This is a genomic window from Luteimonas saliphila, from assembly GCF_016774335.1.
Taxonomy (GTDB): domain Bacteria; phylum Pseudomonadota; class Gammaproteobacteria; order Xanthomonadales; family Xanthomonadaceae; genus Luteimonas; species Luteimonas saliphila.
Genome location: NZ_JAETWA010000042.1, coordinates 115540 through 135090, shown reverse-complemented (window position 1 = coordinate 135090; position 19551 = coordinate 115540). Strand labels below are relative to the sequence as shown.

The following is a 19551-nucleotide window of genomic DNA, read 5'->3' as shown; positions in this document are numbered from 1 at the left end:
GTCGCGACCCTGCGCCGGGGCGTTGCATCGCGGCGTCACATCGAGACCCGTTTGCGATTGTCGTCGGCGACCCGGTCGATCAGCTTGTTGTAGGGGTCGAAGCCGGCTTCGAACGGCGCGTCGTCGACTGTCACGGTGACCACCGGATCCTCCGTGGTCACGTGGTGGCGCTCGAGGTAGAGCACCTTCTCGTCGCGTTCCTTGCCCGATGCGCCACGTGCGAACACGCCGATCTCGATCCAGTCGTCGAGTCCCGCGGGCGTCTCCTTGCCCTTGCCGTCGGCCTCGCGCTTGGCCGCATGCAGGCGAAGGGTCACGTCGTACTTCCCGTCGGCACGCTTCTTCGACGTCGCCTCGACCACGCGGTTGTCGTAGAACACGATCTTCTCGAACAGGTCGGTGATCAACGCCTGCTGTCCGGGTCCCGCCTCCTCACGGAAGTAGGCCACCAGCTCGCGCGAGGTGGCGAACGGTGCGCGCTGGTAGCCCTTGTCCCGGAGGAAGCGCCGCAGCGCCCGGTTCACCGCGGCCTCGCCGAGCTCCTCGCGCAGGCGGTACATCACCAGCGCGCCTTTCTGGTAATGGATGTACTGCTGGTCCTCGTTGCGATACAGCGGCAGCTCCTCGATCCGTTCGCCGCCGCGCCCACCCAGGTAGCGGTCCAGCTCGTAGCGCAGGAACTGGCGCATGTTGGCGCGACCGTACTCCTGTTCCATCACCATCAGCGCCGAGTACTGTGCCAGCGTCTCCGACAGCATGGTCGCGCCCTGCACGTTCGCGCCGATCACCTGGTGCGCCCACCACTGGTGCGCGGCTTCGTGGGCGGTGACGTAGAACACGTAGTCGATCCTGTCGGGGTCGCGCAGGTCGGTGATGAAGCCGATCGATTCCGAGTACGGAATCGTGTTTGCGAACGACTGGGCGAAGCGTGCGTATCCCGGGAACTCGATGATCCGGAACTGGCGATGCTGGTAAGGCGTGAAGTGCGCCTCGAAGTAGGCCAGCGATTTCTGCGTCGCCTCGATCATCCGGTCGATGTTGAACGCATGCGCCGGGTGGTGGTACACCTCGATCGGGATGTCCTTGTAGAGGCCCTTCTTCACCTGCCAACGCGCCGACAGGAAGGCGTAGAAGTTGAGCATCGGCTGGTCCATGACGTAGCTGAAGCAGCGTCGGCCGTCGCGCATGAACTCGCGTTCGAGGTAGCCCGGCGCCAGCGCCACCTGGTCGGGCGCGGTGCAGACGATGGTCGAGAAATCGATCCAGTCGCCGTCGTCGCCGAGGTAGGTGTTGGCGCGCGCGGCCTCGTCCTCCAGCTTCGGCATCCGCCGTGGTTCGCCGAGGTCGCGCTTGCGCCGGTCGTTGCGATCCTCGATCTCGGCGCGCGGGTTGTAGCCGAACGACGGGAACAGGCGGCTGTTGAAGAAGCTGCCGTTGTCCACGAACTGCGTCTGCGCCTGGCCGTTGCTGATGCCCGTGGGACGGTACTCGACGCGGAAGCGGACCTCGCGCCGCTCGCCCGGCTGCAGCGGGCGCGACAACCGGTAGATGCGGTAGCCGACCTCCCCGTCGTGCATGACCAGGGTCTGCCCGCCCAGTTCGACCGAGGCCAGCGCCCTGTCGTCGATCATCTGCAGGTGCACCTCGGCGATCGCGGACGGGTATGGATTGTGTACGGTATGGACCACGTCGGCGGTCATCGACTGGGCCTCCGGCCGCAGGTCGACCAGCGGCCGGCTGGCGACGATCTTCGGCTGCGGCAGGTGCTCGTACTGTTTGTAATCTCGCTCGTAGCGCGCCTGCCGATCGAGCTGCGTCTCCGGATAGATGAATTCGTTGCGTACGTTGGTGTTCCAGAACAGGAACCCGCCCCAGGCGACGAACACGGCCACCACGACGGCAAGCGACACCCCCAGCGGGCCGCGCCGCGCAGCCGCTGCCGGGCCAGGGCGAGGCGCTGCCGCCGTCCGCCGCCGACGCCTCGCACCCACAGCGCCGTCGACAGCAGCAGCAGGGCTCCGAGGAACAACGCCCAGTAGGCCTGGAACGCGAACTGCCCGGCAAGGAAGTGGCCGTAACCGTTCATATCCGAATACGGCGCATTGGGCCAGGCGGCGAAGCTGTACAGGCTGTGCTGCGTGTCCATCGCCTCGAGCGCGATCTGCAGCGCCAGCACCGCGATCAGCAGCGCATATCCCAGGAACTTGTTGTTGCCGAGCACCTGCAGGGCGAGGGCCAAGCCGCCCATCAGCACGTAGAACACCGAGTCGACCGCAAGCGTCCTGGCGTAGGTCAGCGGCTCCAGATTGGTGTAGCCGCCCGACAGCTGGATGCCGACGGCGACCAGCGCGCCGGCAAGCTGGAAGCTGGCGACCACGGCGACCAGCGTGCAGAACTTGGCCAGCAGCGGGACCCAGTCCGGCACCGGCATCGCGTCGGTCACTTCGTCGATCTTCGCGTCGCGCTCCTTCCAGACCAGTTCGCCGGCGTAGAACAGCACCACGATCACGAGCAGGAAGCTGTAGCTCTGCTGCAACGCCTGCAGCATCTGCGAGGTCACCGGCCAGACCGGCGTGTCGTACAGCGTCGACAGGTCCAGTGCCTGGGGCACGAAATTGGTGAGGCCGAACACCAGGAGCACCAGGAACGGCACGCTCCGGAAGACGCCCGCGGTATCGAAGCGCAACTGGCGGAGAAACTGGCGCCAGGCGGTGCGGGTATCGAAGCGGGGAATGCCGCGCGGCGCCGGAATGCCGTGGCGCGCAGGAGCTACGGGATCCTGTCGCTCGGCCTTCGCCCTGCGACCCCAGCGCCGGGCCGAGGTGCCCGGACGCCCGGTCCGGAACAGCGCGAACGCCGCGCCCAGCAGCGCCAGAGAGATCGCGCCCCATAGCGCGCGGTTGGCCCAGAGGTACGACGCCATCTCCGGCAGCCGGCTGTTGCGCTCCTCGGCCGACCAGTAGCGTACGGTACGCCCCATCGCGCGGAGCCCGAGCGGATCGAGCAGCGTGGCGAGCCTGACGTCGTCCAGATCGCGCAGCAGCGTGCCGCTCACCGCGTACAGCACGAAGAACGCGATCACGCCGATGTACACCCACAGGATGCTGCGCGTGGTGACCGCAAGCAGCGCGAGCAGCGCGCCGGTGAACAGCACGTTCGGCAGCACCATCACCGCGAATGTCCAGGCATACGGCACCAGCGACACCGGCCCGAGCCGCGCCTCGTCGATCCAGGGCATGAACTGCGCGACGAACAGGCCGAGCGCGACCAGCACGTAGAGCAGCAGGCTGGCGACCATGGCCGCCGCGAACCGTCCGGCGAGGTACTGCCGCTTGCCGATCGGGCTGGCGAAGAACAGCTCCGACGTTCCCAGTTCGAAGTCGCGCAGCAGCGCGCCGGCGACGAAGATGGTCACGATCAGCATCCCGAGCAGCGTGAACGCCGTCATCCAGGTGGCGATCACCACCGGCGCGTTGCGGTGCACGTTGCCGATGCTGCCGCCGATCTGGATGGCATCGCTGGAGGCCGCACCGAATGCCAGCAGCGCGAACAGCGCCGCCAGCAGCCACAGCAGCGGGGAGCGCAACTGCTCGCGCAGTTCGAAGCGGAAGAACTCGAAGGTCATGCGCGTGCCCCGTCAGGCCGCCTGGCGCGCGTGCAGGCGCAGGCGCTGGAAGTACACGTCCTCGAGGTCCGGCGCGACCGGCTCGAAACCCGCTTCGGGCCGGTCCGGGCTGAAGACGTGCAGTACGGGCTGCCCGGCCACGAGGCGCTTCGACAGCACCACGTGCGCGGCCTCGTGGCCGGCGACCTCGGCCTTGTCGACCTGCTTGCGCCACACCTGGCCTTGCAGCGCGGCGATGGCATCGGCCGGACGCCCGGTCAGCAGCACCTGCCCCCTGTCGAGGATCGCCATCGTCGGGCACAGGTCGGTGACGTCCTCGACGATGTGCGTGGACAGGATCACCGCCACCTGCTCGCCGATCTCCGCCAGCAGGTTGAGGAAACGGTTGCGCTCCTCGGGATCCAGGCCGGCGGTGGGCTCGTCGACGATCACCAGCCGCGGGTTGCCGAGCAGCGCCTGGGCGATCCCGAAGCGCTGGCGCATGCCGCCGGAAAACCCGCCGAGCTTGCGCTTGCGCGCGTCCCACAGGTTGACCTGCTTCAACAAGCCGTCGACGACCTCGCGCCGTTGCGCGCGCGCGGTCAGCCCCTTGAGTACCGCGAAATGCTCGAGCAGGTCCTCGGCGCTGACCTTCGGATACACGCCGAAATCCTGCGGCAGGTAGCCGAGCTGGCGGCGCACCGCGTCCTTGTCGCGCAGCACGTCGATCGGCTTGCCGTCGGCGCCTTCGAGCGTGGCGCTGCCGCTGTCGGCTTCCTGCAGCGTCGCCAGCGTGCGCATCAACGAGGACTTGCCGGCGCCATTGGGCCCGAGCAGGCCGAACATCCCGCGCGGGATGTCGAGGCTCACATGGTCGAGCGCATGCACGCCATTGGCGTAGGTCTTGCACAGGTCGCGGATCGCAAGCATCGAAGGTCCCCTCGGGCTTCGTGCCCGGCCGCATGGATGTTAACGGGGAGGACGCGGCGCCAGCCCGTGTGACTGGTCAGGGTGCCGGAGGTCACCCGGCCGGTTGCCTCAGACCTCGACCACCATCCCCGGTCGCGCCAGCCGCACGTCCAGACCGTCGCGCTCGCCGAGTTCGCCCGCCAGCGCTTCGCGCGCCCTGTCCTCGCCGTGCACCAGCACCAGCGGCGGACGGCCCTCGAAGCCCTCGTACCACTCGATCAGGCCGCGCTGGTCGGTGTGCGCCGAGAGTCCGCCGATGGTGTGGATGCGCGCGTTCACGCGATGGTCGTGGCCGTGGATGCGGACCCATTTCGCGCCGTCGACCAGGCGCCGGCCCAGGGTTCCCTCGGCCTGGTAGCCGACGAAGACGACATGGCTGTTGCGTCGGTCGATGTTGTGGCGGAAGTGATGCAGGATGCGACCGCCATTGGCCATGCCGCTGCCGGCGATCACGATCGCGCCGTTCTCGATGCGGTTGATCGCGATCGATTCCTCGGTCGAGGCGGTGATGTGCAGGTTCGGCAGGGTGAACGGGTTCGGGCGGTCCTTCCAGACCCGCTGCGCGTCGGCGTCGAACAACTGCTGATGGCGGTCGTAGACCCCGACCACCTTCGCCGCCATCGGGCTGTCGAGGAAAATCCGCCAGCGCGAGAGCCCCCACTCGTCCCAGTAACGGGCGAACCAGTACAGCAGTTCCTGCGAACGGCCGACCGCGAAGGCGGGGATCAGCACCTTGCCGCGATCGTTCCAGGCCTGCTCGAGCAGCTCGCCGAACTCGTGGACGGTGTCGAGGCGGTCGCGGTGGTTGCGGTCGCCGTAGGTGGATTCCATCAGCACCAGGTCGGCCTCGCGCACCTGCACCGGGTCGCGCAGGATCGGCGTGCCTTTGGGGCCGAGGTCGCCGGAGAACACCAGCTTGCGCCCGTCGGCCCACAGCTCGACGATCGAGGACCCGAGGATGTGGCCGGCATCGCGGAAGGCGATCTCGACGCCCGGCAGGATCTGCGTGCGCGCGTCGTAGGCGAGCGGCTCGAGCAGGTCGAGCACGTCGTGCACGTCGTCGCGGGTGAACAGCGGCATCGCCTCGGGCTCGCCGCCGCGACGCCTGCGGTTCTCGCGGTCGGCGTCGTTCTCGGCCAGCGACGCCGCGTCGAGCAGCATGATCGGCATCAGGTCCGCGCCGGCGCGCTGGACGAAGACCGGGCCGCGGAAGCCCTGCCAGACCAGCCGCGGGAGGCGGCCGATGTGGTCGATGTGGGCGTGGCTCACCACCAGCGCGTCGATCGAGGCGGGATCGAACGGGAAGGGATCGAAGTTGCGGGCTTCGGTGGCGCGCCCGCCCTGGATCATGCCGCAGTCCAGCAGCACGCGCTTGCCCGCGGCCTCGACCAGGTGCATCGAACCGGTGACCTCGCCCGCCGCGCCGTGGAAATGCACCTGCATGCCCGCCTCCTTCGCCAAACGGCTGATTCTGCACGCAATCGCGGCGGCGCGCGGATCGCGTGCCCGCGGCCGGCATGACCTTCGACACCTTCGAGCGCGCATGCGCCGGCGTACAGTGCCGCGCAGCCGGCCCCGGCGGTTGCCGTCGCCGTTCCACCCGACCCCGGAGATCCCCGTGAGCCCCACCGCGCCCAGATTGCTGTTGCTGTCCCTCGCCGTGACCCTGGCCGTTTCCGCGTGCCAGCGCGACGCGTCGCCCGGCGCCACCGACGCCACGCCCGCCGCCAGGCCACCGGCCCTCGACGAAGGCAGGCTGCCTCCGGTCAACCGGTTCCAGGTCGCCGATCTCGACACCTCGAAGAACGCCTGCACCGACTTCGCCGGCTACGCCAACGCGAAGTTCCTCGCCGCCAACCCGATCCCGGGCGACCGCACCAGCTGGGGCGCGTTCGAAATGCTCGACGAACGCTCCACCGCCGTGCAACAGCAGCTCGCGCAGCAGGCCGCCGCAGATGCCGGCGCCACCGGGGTGGCGAAGCTGGTCGGCGATTTCTGGGCGACCGGCATGGACGAGGCGAAGATCAACGCCCAGGGCATCGAGCCGCTGAAGGACGAGCTGGCCGCGATCGACGCGCTGTCCGACAGCGCCGGCGTCGTCGCCTGGCTGCAGCAGACCGCGGCCAAGGGCCAGGGTTTCCTGATCGGCGTCGGCGCGATGCCCGACTTCCAAGACTCGTCGATCAATATCGCCGCCACCGGCCAGGGCGGCCTGGGCCTGCCCGACACCACCTACTACAGCGACGACACGCACGCGCAGATCCGCGACGCCTACGTGAGCCACATCGCCAAGGTGCTGGAACTGTCCGGTGTGCCTGCTGCCGATGCCCAGCGCCAGGCCAAGGACGTGATGGCGTTCGAAACGCGGCTGGCCAAGGTGTCCAAGTCGCGTGCGGAGTTCTCGCGCGACGTCTCCCTGTACTACAACCCGATGCAGGTCGCCGACGCCGACAAGCTGACGCCGAACTTCTCCTGGACGAAGTTCTTCGAAGCCCAGGGGATCGCGCAGCCGAAGCTGTTCTCGGTCTCGGTGCCGGACTATTTCAAGGAAGTCGACGCGATGCTGTCCGACGTTCCGGTCGAGCAGTGGAAGAGCTATCTGCGCTTCCATGTGGTCGATGGCGCCTCGCCGTATCTGTCGGAGGCGTTCGTGCAGCAGCACTACGACTTCCACAACAAGACCCTCAGCGGCCAGAAGGAAATGAAGCCGCGCTGGAAGCGGGTGCTCGACACCATCAACGGCCAGGTCGACGAGGCCATGGGCCAGATGTACGTCGACGTCGCCTTTCCGGCCGAGTCCAAGGCCAAGATGGAAGCGCTGGTCGCCAACCTGGGCGAGGCGCTGAAGGCGCGCATCCAGAACCTGGAATGGATGAGCGGCGAGACCAAGGCCAAGGCGCTGGAGAAGCAGGCCGCCTTCACCACAAAGATCGGTTACACCGACAAGTGGCGCGACTGGAACGGACTGGAAACCGGGCGCGAGAGCTACCTGGACAACGTCCTGGCCGCACAGGAGTTCAACTACAGATGGCAGATCGGCAAGATCGGCGAGCCCGTCGACAGGACCGAATGGCAGATGCCGCCGCAGATGGTCAACGCCTACTACAACCCGCTGCAGAACGAGATCGTTTTCCCGGCCGCGATCCTGCAGCCGCCGTTCTTCGATCCGGAGGCCACCGACGAGATGAACTACGGCGGCATCGGCGCGGTGATCGGCCACGAGATGAGCCACGGCTATGACGACCAGGGCAGCCGCTTCGGCGCGACCGGAAAGTTCGAGAACTGGTGGACCGAGGCGGACGCGGCCGCATTCAAGGAGCGGACCGGCAAGCTGGTCGCGCAGTTCGATGGCTACAAGACCGCCGATGGCCGCGCACTCAACGGCACCCATACGCTGGGCGAGAACATCGGCGACCTGGGCGGCCTGGCCATGGCCTACGATGCGATGAAGGAGGCCACCGCCGGCACTCCCGATCCGATGACCGACGGCCTGAGCCGCGACCAGCGCTTCTTCCTGAACTGGGCCACGGTGTGGCGCCGCAACTTCACCCCGGAGGAACTGAGCAAGCGCCTGGTCACCGACGAACACGCGCTGGCGCAGTTCCGGGCGGTCGGCGCGCCCTCGAACCTGCCGGCATTCGCCGCGGCGTTCGGTTGCAAGCCCGGCGACGCGATGGTGCGCGATGGCGACCGCCAGGTCGTGATCTGGTAGCACCACCGCTACCCGTCCCGAAGAAGTCCGGCGCGTGCCGGGCTTCTTCGTTCAGGCAGGACGGTTCCGTCGTGCGTCGCATCGGCCGGGTGAAAGCCGCCCCGGGCGGCTTGCTAGAATCCCGGGCTTCCGATTCCCGTCCCGGACCCGCTCGATGCCGATTCACAAGCCGCTCGCCGTTGCCCTCGCCGCCAGCCTCGTCCTGACCCTGGCGTCCCACGATGCCGACGCCCAGCGCAAGCGCCGCGCCAGCACGCCGGCGGCCCCGGCGGTCACCGCCTGCAGCGACTTCTACAGCTTCGTCAACAAGGACTGGTTGACGGCCAACACCATCGTCAGCGGCAGCGGCACCGTGTCGGCCCTCGGGCACATGCAACAGCGCGCCCTGTTGCAGCAGCGCGCCCTGCTCGACGACGCGGTGCTGAACCCGCAGAACGACGTGCAGAAGCTGCTCGGCGACTTCTGGGTGAGCGGCATCGACGAGGCCGCGCTGGAACGCGACGGCGCGCAGCCGCTCGCCACCCTGCTCTCGCGCATCAATGCGATCAAGCGCAGCAAGGACATCGCCCCGTCGATCGCCGCGCTGCACCAGGTCGGCATCCCGGTGGTGTTCAATTTCACCGCGGACCTCGACCTGGCCGACCTCGACCGCCACGTCGGCTACTTCTCGCAGGGCGGCCTGGCGCTGCCCGATCCGGCCTACTACACCCGAGAGGACGCCGACACCCGTGCCCTGCTCGGCCGCTACACCGAGTACGTGGAGAAGATCCTCGCGCTCACCGGCACGCCGCCCGATCAGCTGAAGGCGGAGATGGCGCAGGTGATCGACCTGGAGACCCGGATCGCGCGCGCCTCGCGGCCGATCACCGCGCTGCGCGATCCGCGCGAGAACTACGCCCTGGTGCCCACCGAAGGCCTGGCCAAGCAGTTCCGCAACCTGCAGCTGGGCGACTTCCTCCAGGCGCAGGGGGTGAGCGACGACAGCGTCTCGATGGCCCACCCCGACTACTTCACCCAGGTCGACGAGCTCGTGCGCACGCTCAAACCGGCGCAGTGGAAGGTCTACCTGCGTTACCAGATCGGCAACGCGATGGCACCCTACCTGTCGAAGGATTTCCGCGACGCGCATTTCGCATTCGCCGGACGGGTGCTGCGCGGGCAGACCGCGCCGCCGCTGCGCGACGTGCAGGTGCTCGACGCGATCAACCGCGCGGCTGGTCCGATGCTGGCGCGCGAGTACGTGGCGCGCTACCTGCCCGACACCACGCGTTCGCGCGCCGAGACGATCGCCAACGACGTGCGCGCCGCCCTCGCCCGTGCGATCGAACGCAACGCCTGGATCTCCGACGCGGCCCGCGCCGAGGCCAGCGCCAAGCTGGAGAAGCTGAGCATCGAGATCGGCGCGCCGCGGCGAGACATCGACTACACCGTGCAGCCGATGGGACGCACCAGCTTCGGCAGCAACATGCTGATCGCCTCGACCTGGCACCACCGCGAGGAAATGCGCCGCATCGGCGCCGGCAACGCGCAGCGGCGCTGGGACGTGCGGCCGCACGAGCCGGCGCTGGCCTACGACCTCGCCCACAACCGGCTGATCGTCTCGGCCGCGGCGCTGCAGGCGCCGGTGCTGGACATGGAGCAGGACACCGCCGCGCAGTACGGCAGCTTCGGCGCCCTGGTCGGCCACGAACTCAGCCGCGCGATCGACGGCAGGGGCCAGATGGTCGACGCCTCCGGCAGCATCCGCAGCTGGTGGACGCCTGCCGACGAGGCGGCCTTCGGCATGCGCGCCAACCAGCTTGCCGCGCAGTACTCGAACTACGACTACCCGTCGACCACCGGGCTCAAGGTCAACGGCAGCCTCACCCGCGACGAGAACGCCGCAGACCTGGCCGCGGTCGAGCTGGCGTTCGACGCGCTGGCGAACGCGCAACCCGAACTCGACAACGCAGGCCGCGAGTCGTTCTTCCGCGCCTGGGCGGCGCTGTGGCGCGAGCAGGTGTCGACCGAGACGGCGGTCCAGGCCGCGGCCACGCGCGTGCAGGCGCCGGGACAGTGGCGCGCGAACGGACCGCTGGTCAACATGCCGGCGTTCGCCGAGACCTTCAAGTGCAAGGCCGGCAACTCGATGATGCGCAAGCCCGAGGAGCAGGTGGCGCTCTGGCGGTAGGCGCCACAGTAGGAGCGCCTTCAGGCGCGATGCTTTTCCCCCGGCGACCGAGGCGCTGGAAACCGTTCGCGCCTGAAGGCGCTCCTACAGGACGCGGCGCACGCGGCGCCCGCCGAACGGCGGCTGCCCGCGCCAGTGCCGGATCAGCAGCCAGCCGAACAGCATCCCGCCCAGGTGCGCGAAGTGCGCCACGCCGGACTGGGTGCCGGTGATGCCGAGCACCAGTTCGATCAGCCCGTACACGATCACCAGGGTGCGCGCCTTCATCGGCACCGGCGGGATCAGCAGCATCACCCGCTGGTTCGGGAACAGCATGCCGTAGGCGAGCAGCAGGCCGAACACGCCGCCCGACGCGCCCACCGTGGGATACACGCCGCCGCCGTTGCGCACGCCCCAGGACACCACCGCCAGCTGGCACAGGCCCGCGCCGACCACGCAGACCAGGAAATAGGTGAGGAAGCGGCGCTGGCCCCACGCGTATTCGAGCTGCGCGCCGAACATCAGCAGCGCCAGCATGTTGAACAGCAGGTGGGCGATGTTGCTGGGACTGTGCATGAAGCCATGCGTGAGCAGCTGCCACGGCATGAAGCCATGCGGCGCATACGGCGCGAGTTCGGCGGGCAGCCACGGCCACAGCATCAGCGCGTTCAGCGCCGGTCCCAGCACGAGTTGCAGCACGAACACTGCGCAGTTGGCGATCAACAAGGCCTTGGTGACGGGGGGAAGGTTGGTGAACATCGGCGCTCCTGCACTGCGCCCATGATAACGGCGGAAGCGCGAGGGCCCGGTCGACGCCGCGCGTCTTGCAAGACGGCAGAACGTTCTCAGGGCTTCCCCAGCGGCCCCCAGAGCGCGGCGTCGAGGTCGTCGGCTTCCAGGCGCGGCATGCGCACCCGCCCGTTCACCACCGCGACGCCCTCCGCGCGCAGCCGTCGTGCCTGCTCAAGATAGCCTTTCGATCCGGGCGGGAAGGCGATCCGGCCGTCGCTGCGCAGGATCCGGTGCCACGGCAGGGTCGGATCGTCGTTGCCGGCCAGCAGCCGCGCCACCATCCGCGCCCGCCCGGGCAGCCCCGCGCGCCGCGCGATCTGGCCGTATCCGGCCACCGCGCCGTGCGGCACGTCGCGGATCGTGGCCAGGATCCGCGCCACGGCGGAAGCATCGGCAGACAGGGCGGCCATCGGCGACTAGGATATCCCCTCCCCGCCCCTGCGATCCCAGCGCCATGCAGAATTTCGAACAGATCCGCCGCCACCTTCTTGCCGGGGAGTTCCGCGTCACCATGCAGGAACCGTACGTGGTCTGCGTCGAACTCTCGCTCGACGGCGGCCGCCGCCACCAGGCGATCTTCCTGTCGGAGCTGCAGGACGACGATGGCCGCAACTACCTGCGCACCAGCACCGTGATCGCGCCGATCACCGGCATCGATGCGCGCCGCGCCCTGGCCTTCAACTGGAATACGCGCGTGGGTTACCTCGCGATCGGCGAACTCGACGGCGTGCCCTACCTGCAGCTGTGCGAGAACCGTCCCTACGAGGGCCTCACCGCCTCCGAGATCGGCCGCGTCCTGCTGGAGGTCGGCGGCATGGGCGACCGCCTGGAGCGCGCGCTTTCGGCGGAAGGCGATCTGTTGTGAAGCGGTGATTCGTGGATTGGTGATTGGTGATTCGAAAAAGCAGCTGCCCGGCATCCCGCTTTTTCGAATCACCAATCACGACCCCTCACGCCCACCCCATGTTCTGCATCAGCCGGAACAGCAGGTAGGCGATCCCGCCGGACATCGGGATCGTCAGGATCCACGCCCAGATCATCTTGTGTACCACGCTCCACTTGATCGCGTTCAGGCGCTTGGCGGTACCCACGCCCATGATCGCCGACGAGATGTTGTGCGTGGTCGAGACCGGGATGCCCAGCGACGACGCGGCCAGGATCACCGATGCGGCGCTGGTCTCGGCGGCGAAGCCGTGGATCGGGTGCAGCTTGACCAGCTTGTGGCCGAGGGTCTTGATGATGCGCCAGCCGCCGGCGGCGGTGCCGGCGGCCATCACCAGCGCGCAGGTGACCTTGATCCAGGTGTCGATGTCGCCCTCGGCCAGCGCGGCCTCGGAGGGATGCAGGAACGCCAGCCAGGCCGGCAGCACGTCCAGCGTGCCGGCGGCCTGGGCGCTGACCAGGGTCAGGGCGACGATGCCCATGGTCTTCTGCGCGTCGTTCATGCCATGCGCGAAACCCATCGTGGCCGCGCTGACGATCTGCGCCTTGCCGAAGAAGCCGTTGACCCAGCGCGGCCGCGCCAGGCGCGCCAGCCAGCCGCCGCCGCGCATCATCATCGAGATCACGAAGAACAGCACGCCCATCATCAGGAAACCGGCGACGAATCCCAGCACCGGCGAGGACACCATCGGCACGATCACCTTCCACAGCACGCCGGCGCTGCGGTAGAGCGGCTCGGTCGGCTCGGACCAGATCACCACGCCGAAATCGTTGGCCGCCGCGGCCAGGGCGGCGCCGAGCAGGCCGCCGATCAGCGCGTGCGAGGACGAGGACGGCAGGCCGAACCACCAGGTGATCAGGTTCCAGGTTATGCCGCCGACCAGCGCGCACAGGATCAGCTGCGAGCCGACCTCGATCACCCCGGCATCGATCAGGCCCGAGGAGATCGTCTTGGCCACCGCGGTGCCGGCGAGCGCGCCGATGAGGTTCATGAACGCGGCCATGCCCACCGCCTGCATCGGCGAGAGCACCTTGGTCGCGACCACGGTCGCGATCGAGTTGGCGGTGTCGTGGAAGCCGTTGATGTACTCGAACACCAGCGCGGTGAACACCACGATCAGGACCAGGGTCAGCATCGGCGCGGCCCGGTCAGGAGTTCTTGAGCACGATTTCGAAGGCGACCACGCCGGCTTCGCGGCAGCGGTCGATCGCCTTTTCCAGGATCTCGAAGAATTCCTTGAGCAGGAACATCTGCAGCGGATCGAGCTTGCCCGAATAGATGTCGCGGTACAGCTCGAGCATCAGCCGGTCGGCCTCGTTCTCCAGCGAGCGCAGGCGGTCGTTGAGCGCCTTCATCGGCTCCAGCTTCATGGTGCGCAACGTGCGGACCATCTGCACCACCACCTCCGAGGCCTGCTCGAGCATGGCCGCGCGCGGGGCGAAGTCGATGTGTTCCAGGTGCTGGGTGGCCAGCGAGTAGCGGTCGGCGAACTTCTCGATCTGCTTGGGGATCTTGTACAGCGCCGAGCCCAGCGCCTCGATGTCCTCGCGCTCGATCGGGGTGATGAAGCTGTCCACCAGCGCCTGGCTGATCTTGTCCGAGGCCTCGCGCTCGCGCAGGCGGGCCAGCTTGAAGGCGTCCAGCGCCGGCTGCCGGTCCGCCTGGCGCAGCATCTCGTGCAGCGCCCTGGCGCTGTCATGGGCCGCCACCGCGGCCTCCTCCAGCAGGGTGTAGAACTGGTTGCCCTGTCCGAAGATGGTTTGCAAGGAGAACATCGGGAAGTCCCGCCGTCGCGGGGTGGACGGCCATCGGGCCGGAATTATGACGGTTCGGTGACACCTGTCGCCAATCCGACGCAACCACCGGGCCGCTGCAGGTCCGGCCGGGGCGGAATGTTATGATCGCCTGCCGCGCCTGCGACGCGCCGCCGCCCCATGGACGACGACCCTAGACCGCCCCCCCGACCGCCCGCCGGCGGCCGACGTCCCCCGCCCGACCCCGGTCGCGGCCGCCCCCGGCAAGGGGCGCGGTCGTGATCGAGCTGGTCATCGTCCTGGTGCTGATCGCCTGCAACGCGTTCTTCGCGCTGTCGGAAATGTCGGTGGTCACCTCGCGCAAGCAGCGCCTCAGGCAACTGGCACCCGGTCACCGTGGTGCGAGCAAGGCCCTGGAGCTGGCCGAGCACCCCGAGCGCTTCCTCTCGACCGTGCAGGTGGGGATCACCCTGATCGGGATCCTGACCGGCATGTTCGGCGGCGACGCCATCGGCGCCGCGATCGGCATCCGGGTGCTGGAGTGGTTCCCCGCCATGGGGGCCAGGATGCCGTTCTTCGAGGGCAGCGTCGCCCAGGTGGTCGGCACGGTCCTGGCGATCGGCCTGATCACCTACCTCACCATCGTGCTCGGCGAACTGCTGCCCAAGCGCCTGGCGCTGCTGGCGCCGGAGCGGCTGGCCGCCTTCGTCGCGCCGCCGATGCACGGACTGTCGCGGATCGCGACCCCGGCCGTGTGGCTGCTCAGCGCGTCGGTGCGCGGCCTGCTGCGGCTGTTGCGGCTCAACCACAGCCAGGCCGCGAACGTGACCGAGGAGGAGATCCGCCTGCTGGTGAGCGAAAGCCACGAGCAGGGCGTGATCGACGCCGACGAGCGCAACATGATGAACCGCGTGCTGCGCCTGGGCGACCGCAGCGCGGCCAGCCTGATGACGCCGCGCACGAGGATCGCCTGGCTCGACATCGCCGAGGGTTTCGAGGAGAACCTCGCGACGATGCGCGCCACGCCGTTCTCGCGCTATCCGGTGTATCGCGGCAGCGACGCGGAAGTGGCCGGCGTGCTCGAGATCAAGTCGCTGATCGACCGCCTCGAGGAACGCGAGTTCGACCTGTTCAAGTACCTGCGCGAGCCGCTGTTCGTGTCCGAGTCGACCCCGGCGCTGAAGCTGCTGGAGATCCTGCGCGAGGAACAGCAGTCGCTGGCGCTGGTTGTGGACGAGTACGGGGACGTGACCGGCCTGGTGACCGTCAACGACGTGATGGAGGCGGTCATCGGCCGCAACCAGCTCAGCGGCGACGGCCCCGATTCGATCCCGCAGATCACCACCCGCGACGACGGCTCCCTGCTGGTGGATGGCGGCATTTCGGTCGAGACGGCGCGCGAACTGCTCGGCGGCGGGACGCTGCCGGCCGAGGACGAGCACGATTACCACACTGCGGCCGGGATGGTGATCGCGCAGTTCGGGCGGATCCCGCATGTGGGCGAGCATTTCGACTGGAACGGCTGGCGGATCGAGGTGGTCGACCTGGACGGGCCACGCATCGACAAGCTGCTGCTGCAGCGCCTCGGGGATGGCGTGGGCCATGACCGCTGACGATCCGGCGGCGTCCACGCGGCGCGCGCCGACGGGGACGCTCGGCACGCGCGAGCTGTTCGACGCCCTCGCCACCGGCGATCCCGAGGACCACCTGCGGCTGGAGGACATCCTCGCCGGACTCAGCCGGCAGGTGTTCGGGATGCTGCTGTTCGTGTCCACCCTGCCCGCCTTCATCCCGATCCCGGGCGTCGGCGGCGCGATCGGCGGGCCGCTCACGGTGCTGGTCGGCGTGCACCTGCTGGTCGGCATGCGCAAGCTCTGGCTGCCGCGGTTCATCGCCCGTCGCGGTCCGCGCCGCGCCAGTCTGCAGGCCTTCGATCGCATGCTGGGGCCGTGGCTGGGCCGGCTCGAGAAGTTGGTCAAGCCACGCCTGACCGGCATGATCGACCACCGCGCCGCGTCCATGTTCACCGGCCTGCTGCTGGTGCTGCTCGGCATCCTGCTGGCGCTGCCGATTCCGTTCACCAACTACCTGTTCGGCGGGCTGCTGCTGACCTATGCCTTCGCCCTGCTCGAGCGCGATGGCGGGCTGATGCTGCTGTGCTGGGGCGCGGGCATCGCCGCGATCGTGGTGTTCGGTGTCCTCAGCGGGGCGCTGGCGACGGCCGCCACCCAGTGGGTCGGCGGCCTGTTCGCGTAGCGGGACGCCCGCGGCAGGCCAAGGCCTCTGGCTGCGCGCCGTCACGGGAACCATCACATCGTGCGTCCCTCGGGAGTGGTGGGCGCAATCCCCTGGGCGGACAAGCCGACGGCTGCAGAGGGCGAATCTGATGGGTCCCGCGACAACCGGAGCCTGCCCTACGGAGCCACCCGGCGGATGCGGATGCGCGAACCTCGTCGTTTCCCGTTCACGGCGGCGTTCGTCGACGACATGCGCGCCTGATCGTGCGGCGCGCTACGCGATCAGGCGGGTGAACTCCTGGTTGTGCATCGGGTGGCCCAGCCAGAAGCCCTGCGCCATGTCGCAGCCGCGCTCGCGCAGGAGCGCGTACTGGCCCTCCTTCTCCACGCCCTCGGCGACCACGTGGATGCCGAGCGAATGCGCCATCGCGATGATCGCGGTGGTGAGCGCCAGGTCGTCCGGATCGCGCAGCACGTCGGCGATGAAGCTGCGGTCGATCTTGACCCCATCCACCGGCACCCGGCGCAGGTGGCTCAAGCCCGAGAAACCGGTGCCGAAATCGTCGAGCCAGACCTTCACCCCGGCGTTGCGAAGCCGCGCCAGCAGACTGCTCACCCGGGCCTCGTCGCCGATCACCGCCGTTTCGGTCAGCTCGACGTGCAGGTGCTGCGGCGCCAGTCCGGTTTCGCGCAGCACCGCCTCGACCTGCGCGGCCAGGTCGCCGGTCCGCAACTGCCGCGCAGAGACGTTGACCGAGACGAACAGACCGCGCGCCGCGGGAAAGTCGCGCTGCCAGCCGCGCGCGTCCATGCACGCCGCGCGCAACACCTGCGGGCCGATGACCTCGATCAGGCCGCTCTGCTCGGCCACGTCGATGAACAGCGAAGGCGCGACCGGCCCGTGTTCGGGATGCCGCCAGCGCAGCAGCGCCTCGGCGCCGGCGAGCCTGCCGTCTTCGAGCCGGTAGACCGGCTGGTAGGCCACGCTCAGCTCACCACGCTCCCAGGCGCCGCGCAGGTCCTGCTCCATGCGCACCCGACGCTCGACCGCCTGGTCCATCACCCGGCTGTAGAAGCGGTGGCAGTTCTTGCCGGCCACCTTGGCCTGGTACATCGCGATGTCGCCGTTCTTCATCAGCGACGAGACGTCCGTGGCGTCGTCCGGGAACAGCGCGATACCAATCGAGATGCCGAGGAAGACCTGGCGGCCATGGACCGCGATCGGTCTGCCCAGCTCGCACACCAGCGATTCGGCCAGGCGCTCTGCGCGCATGCGGATGTCGTCGCCACCGTCGCCGCCCTGCAGCAGGATCACGAATTCGTCGCCGCCGAACCGCGCCAGCTCCGCGCCGGTCCCGCCATGCAGTTCGATCACCTCGCGGATTCGGCTGGAGAACTGCATCAGCACCTCGTCGCCCGCGTCGTGGCCGATGGTGTCGTTGACCCGCTTGAAATCGTCGATGTCGGCGAACAGCAGCGCCAGCTGCCGCGCCGTGCCATGGCCCTCGGCCACGCGCTGGTCGAGCAGTTCGCGGAACGCGAGCCTGTTCGACAGACCGGTCAGCGCGTCGGTATAGGCCATGCGGCGGATGTCGCGGTCGTGGCGCACGATGCTGTCGCGCATGTGCGCGAATGCCCGCATGAGGTCGCCCATCTCGTCGTCGCGCCGGCTGGCGGGCACGTCCGCCTCGAAGTTGCCGGCCTCGATCTGGCGCGCGGCATCGGCCAGCTGCCGCACCGGCGAGACCAGCGCCCGCTGCAGCACGTAGCCGATCGCAACAAGCAGCGCGACCATGCCCGCCAGCAGCAGCCCCAGCCACAGCAGCTGGCTGCGCCCCATCTCGCCCAGGCGTCCGGCCATGAGCCCGCCGACCTGCTGTTCGTCGGCCTTGACCGCGGCCAGCGAATAGCCGACGCGGACGCCACCCAGTCTCTGGTCGCCGATCAGGATCGGCGCGGCGACATCCACCAGGGTGTCGCTCGACTGTACGTGCGCCTCGCTCAGCGAGAGCACCTCGAACGCGAACGGATCGGTCATCGCCTGGCCATAGGTCGAGATGTCCGGGCTGCCGTCGTGGATGATCTGGCCCTGGTTGTCGTAGACGATGACATAGCTGACGTCGGGCTGGCGCAGCACGTTGCGCACCGCAGCACCGATCGCGTCGAGGTCGAAGTAGTACAGCGGATTGACCAGCGAGTCGGCCAGTTGCAGGGTCGCGGCCTCGCCGTTGGACAGCAGCCGCCTGGACGAGAACTCGTGGATCGCCTGCAGGCTGAGCTGCCGCATCTCGCGGTGCATGGCGTCCTGGCGCTGCAGCACCAGCGCCACCAGCGCCAGCGACACCAGCAGCGCGGCGGCCGCGAGCAACGCGAAACGCCCGCGCAGGCCCAGGCGCCGCTTCATTCGACCTCCCGCGTCACCCGGGAGACGCCGCGGCGCAACTGCTCGAGCGCCTGGCCGGTCTGCGCGTCGATCGGCACGAAGCGGGTGGTCTTGAAGAACCGCAGCAGCGCTTCGCGCGCATCCGGATCGTCGGCTGCGCCGGCCAGCACTTCGCGCAGGCGCTCGCGCACGCGCGGATCGAGGCCGCCCCGGACCATCTCCAGCGCCCTCGGGAAGTCCGGCGTCTCGCGCAGGATCCGGAAGTCCTCGCGGTACGACGGCGGCACGCGCTGTGGGTTGATCCAGTCGAGGTTGCTCATCGCCCCGGCGTCCACCAGACCCTTGTGCACCCAGGACGACACGTTGAGCTCGGAACGGCCGAACACGTAGCCGACCGAATCGGGCCCGGGACGGTCCAGCGGCGACAGCAGCACCTCCAGTCGCAACCCGCTGTCGAGCAGTTCGATGGCCGGCACGTAGTAGGAACTGGTGGAAAAACGGTTCTGGAAGGCGATGCTGCGACCGCGCAGCTCGGCCAGCGAGCGCACCGGGCTGTCGGCGCGCACGAAATACAGCGTGCGGTAGCTGGCCACCCCGTCGCGCTCGGTCATCAGCAGCGGTTCTGCGCCCGCGCGCTCGGCCAGCGCCATCGCGGTGCCCGCGGTTTCGGTGACCCAGTCGACCCGGCCGCGTCGCAGGTAACTCTGCATCTGCTGCACGTCGCGCGCCATCAGCACGCGACCTTCGCGGATGCCGACGTCCGCCAGCCGCGGCACGACGTAGTCCAGCAGCGGCTTGAGCTGTTCGTAGTGCGCCTGGGGGTTGTCGCTGATCCGGCCGAGCACCAGCACGCCGTCGTCCGCCCGGGCCGGCGTCAGCAGCGCCAGGCACAGCGCCAGCAGCCACGGCAGGCGACCGAAACCGGAGAACGACACGGGCAAGGGGCGGTTCCAGTTCAGGGCGGGCACGGCGGCGAGCCTAGCGGAAAACCCGGGGGGCCGGTAGCGC

13 protein-coding genes and 1 pseudogene are annotated in these 19551 nt (G+C 68.8%); 5 read left to right on the top strand and 9 right to left on the bottom strand.

The window, feature by feature from the left end; translation table 11 throughout:
- Positions 1 to 35: 35 nt before the first annotated feature.
- From JMO03_RS13230 to JMO03_RS13220, 3 genes and pseudogenes are all read right to left on the bottom strand, one after another.
- Positions 36 to 3625 (bottom strand): annotated as a pseudogene (locus JMO03_RS13230) (ABC transporter permease/M1 family aminopeptidase).
- Between the two features lie 12 nt (positions 3626 to 3637).
- Entirely contained in the window at positions 3638 to 4534 is an 897-nt protein-coding gene (locus JMO03_RS13225; protein WP_202844038.1) for an ABC transporter ATP-binding protein, read from the bottom strand.
- Between the two features lie 108 nt (positions 4535 to 4642).
- The gene (locus JMO03_RS13220) at positions 4643 to 6016 is read right to left on the bottom strand and encodes an MBL fold metallo-hydrolase RNA specificity domain-containing protein (protein ID WP_202844037.1); all 1374 of its coding nucleotides are present in this window, start codon (positions 6014 to 6016) and stop codon (positions 4643 to 4645) included.
- Between the two features lie 199 nt (positions 6017 to 6215).
- Here JMO03_RS13220 and JMO03_RS13215 point away from each other — a divergent pair, with 199 nt between their 5' ends.
- Both JMO03_RS13215 and JMO03_RS13210 read left to right on the top strand, forming a co-directional pair.
- Positions 6216 to 8285: a M13 family metallopeptidase gene (locus JMO03_RS13215; protein ID WP_202844515.1), complete on the top strand. Its 2070-nt coding sequence runs from the start codon at positions 6216 to 6218 to the stop codon at positions 8283 to 8285.
- A 154-nt stretch (positions 8286 to 8439) separates the two neighbouring features.
- Positions 8440 to 10455, top strand: a complete 2016-nt coding sequence (locus tag JMO03_RS13210) for a M13 family metallopeptidase (protein ID WP_202844035.1) — start codon at positions 8440 to 8442, stop codon at positions 10453 to 10455.
- A gap of 84 nt (positions 10456 to 10539) precedes the next feature.
- Here JMO03_RS13210 and JMO03_RS13205 read toward each other — a convergent pair whose 3' ends face one another.
- Both JMO03_RS13205 and JMO03_RS13200 read right to left on the bottom strand, forming a co-directional pair.
- On the bottom strand, positions 10540 to 11193 hold the full coding sequence (locus JMO03_RS13205; RefSeq protein ID WP_202844033.1) for a rhomboid family intramembrane serine protease: 654 nt from the start codon (positions 11191 to 11193) through the stop codon (positions 10540 to 10542).
- Between the two features lie 86 nt (positions 11194 to 11279).
- Positions 11280 to 11636: an MGMT family protein gene (locus tag JMO03_RS13200; protein ID WP_202844031.1), complete on the bottom strand. Its 357-nt coding sequence runs from the start codon at positions 11634 to 11636 to the stop codon at positions 11280 to 11282.
- A gap of 44 nt (positions 11637 to 11680) precedes the next feature.
- Between JMO03_RS13200 and JMO03_RS13195 the strand changes: the two genes are divergently transcribed.
- The gene (locus tag JMO03_RS13195; protein ID WP_202844029.1) at positions 11681 to 12091 is read left to right on the top strand and encodes a hypothetical protein; all 411 of its coding nucleotides are present in this window, start codon (positions 11681 to 11683) and stop codon (positions 12089 to 12091) included.
- Between the two features lie 85 nt (positions 12092 to 12176).
- Here the strand turns inward: JMO03_RS13195 and JMO03_RS13190 are convergent, their stop codons facing one another.
- A complete protein-coding gene (locus tag JMO03_RS13190) occupies positions 12177 to 13304 on the bottom strand; it encodes an inorganic phosphate transporter (protein ID WP_202844026.1) in 1128 nt (375 codons plus the stop codon).
- Positions 13305 to 13317: 13 nt separating this feature from the next.
- Positions 13318 to 13944 (bottom strand): DUF47 domain-containing protein, encoded by a 627-nt coding sequence (locus JMO03_RS13185; RefSeq protein WP_202844024.1) that lies wholly within the window; start codon positions 13942 to 13944, stop codon positions 13318 to 13320.
- Positions 13945 to 14201: 257 nt separating this feature from the next.
- On the opposite strand from JMO03_RS13185, the gene JMO03_RS13180 reads away from it, so the two are divergent.
- Together JMO03_RS13180 and JMO03_RS13175 are read left to right on the top strand one after the other, a co-directional pair.
- Positions 14202 to 15536: a CNNM domain-containing protein gene (locus JMO03_RS13180; RefSeq protein ID WP_202844023.1), complete on the top strand. Its 1335-nt coding sequence runs from the start codon at positions 14202 to 14204 to the stop codon at positions 15534 to 15536.
- The gene (locus JMO03_RS13175) at positions 15526 to 16179 is read left to right on the top strand and encodes an exopolysaccharide biosynthesis protein (protein WP_202844022.1); all 654 of its coding nucleotides are present in this window, start codon (positions 15526 to 15528) and stop codon (positions 16177 to 16179) included. Before JMO03_RS13180 ends, JMO03_RS13175 begins: the two co-directional genes overlap by 11 nt.
- A gap of 255 nt (positions 16180 to 16434) precedes the next feature.
- On the opposite strand, the gene JMO03_RS13170 is transcribed toward JMO03_RS13175, so the two are convergent.
- Both JMO03_RS13170 and JMO03_RS13165 read right to left on the bottom strand, forming a co-directional pair.
- Entirely contained in the window at positions 16435 to 18564 is a 2130-nt protein-coding gene (locus JMO03_RS13170) for a putative bifunctional diguanylate cyclase/phosphodiesterase (protein WP_202844021.1), read from the bottom strand.
- Positions 18561 to 19478 carry a phosphate/phosphite/phosphonate ABC transporter substrate-binding protein gene (locus JMO03_RS13165; RefSeq protein WP_202844514.1) on the bottom strand — a complete coding sequence of 306 codons (918 nt, stop codon included), beginning with the start codon at positions 19476 to 19478 and terminating at the stop codon, positions 18561 to 18563. Before JMO03_RS13165 ends, JMO03_RS13170 begins: the two co-directional genes overlap by 4 nt.
- Positions 19479 to 19551: the final 73 nt, after the last annotated feature.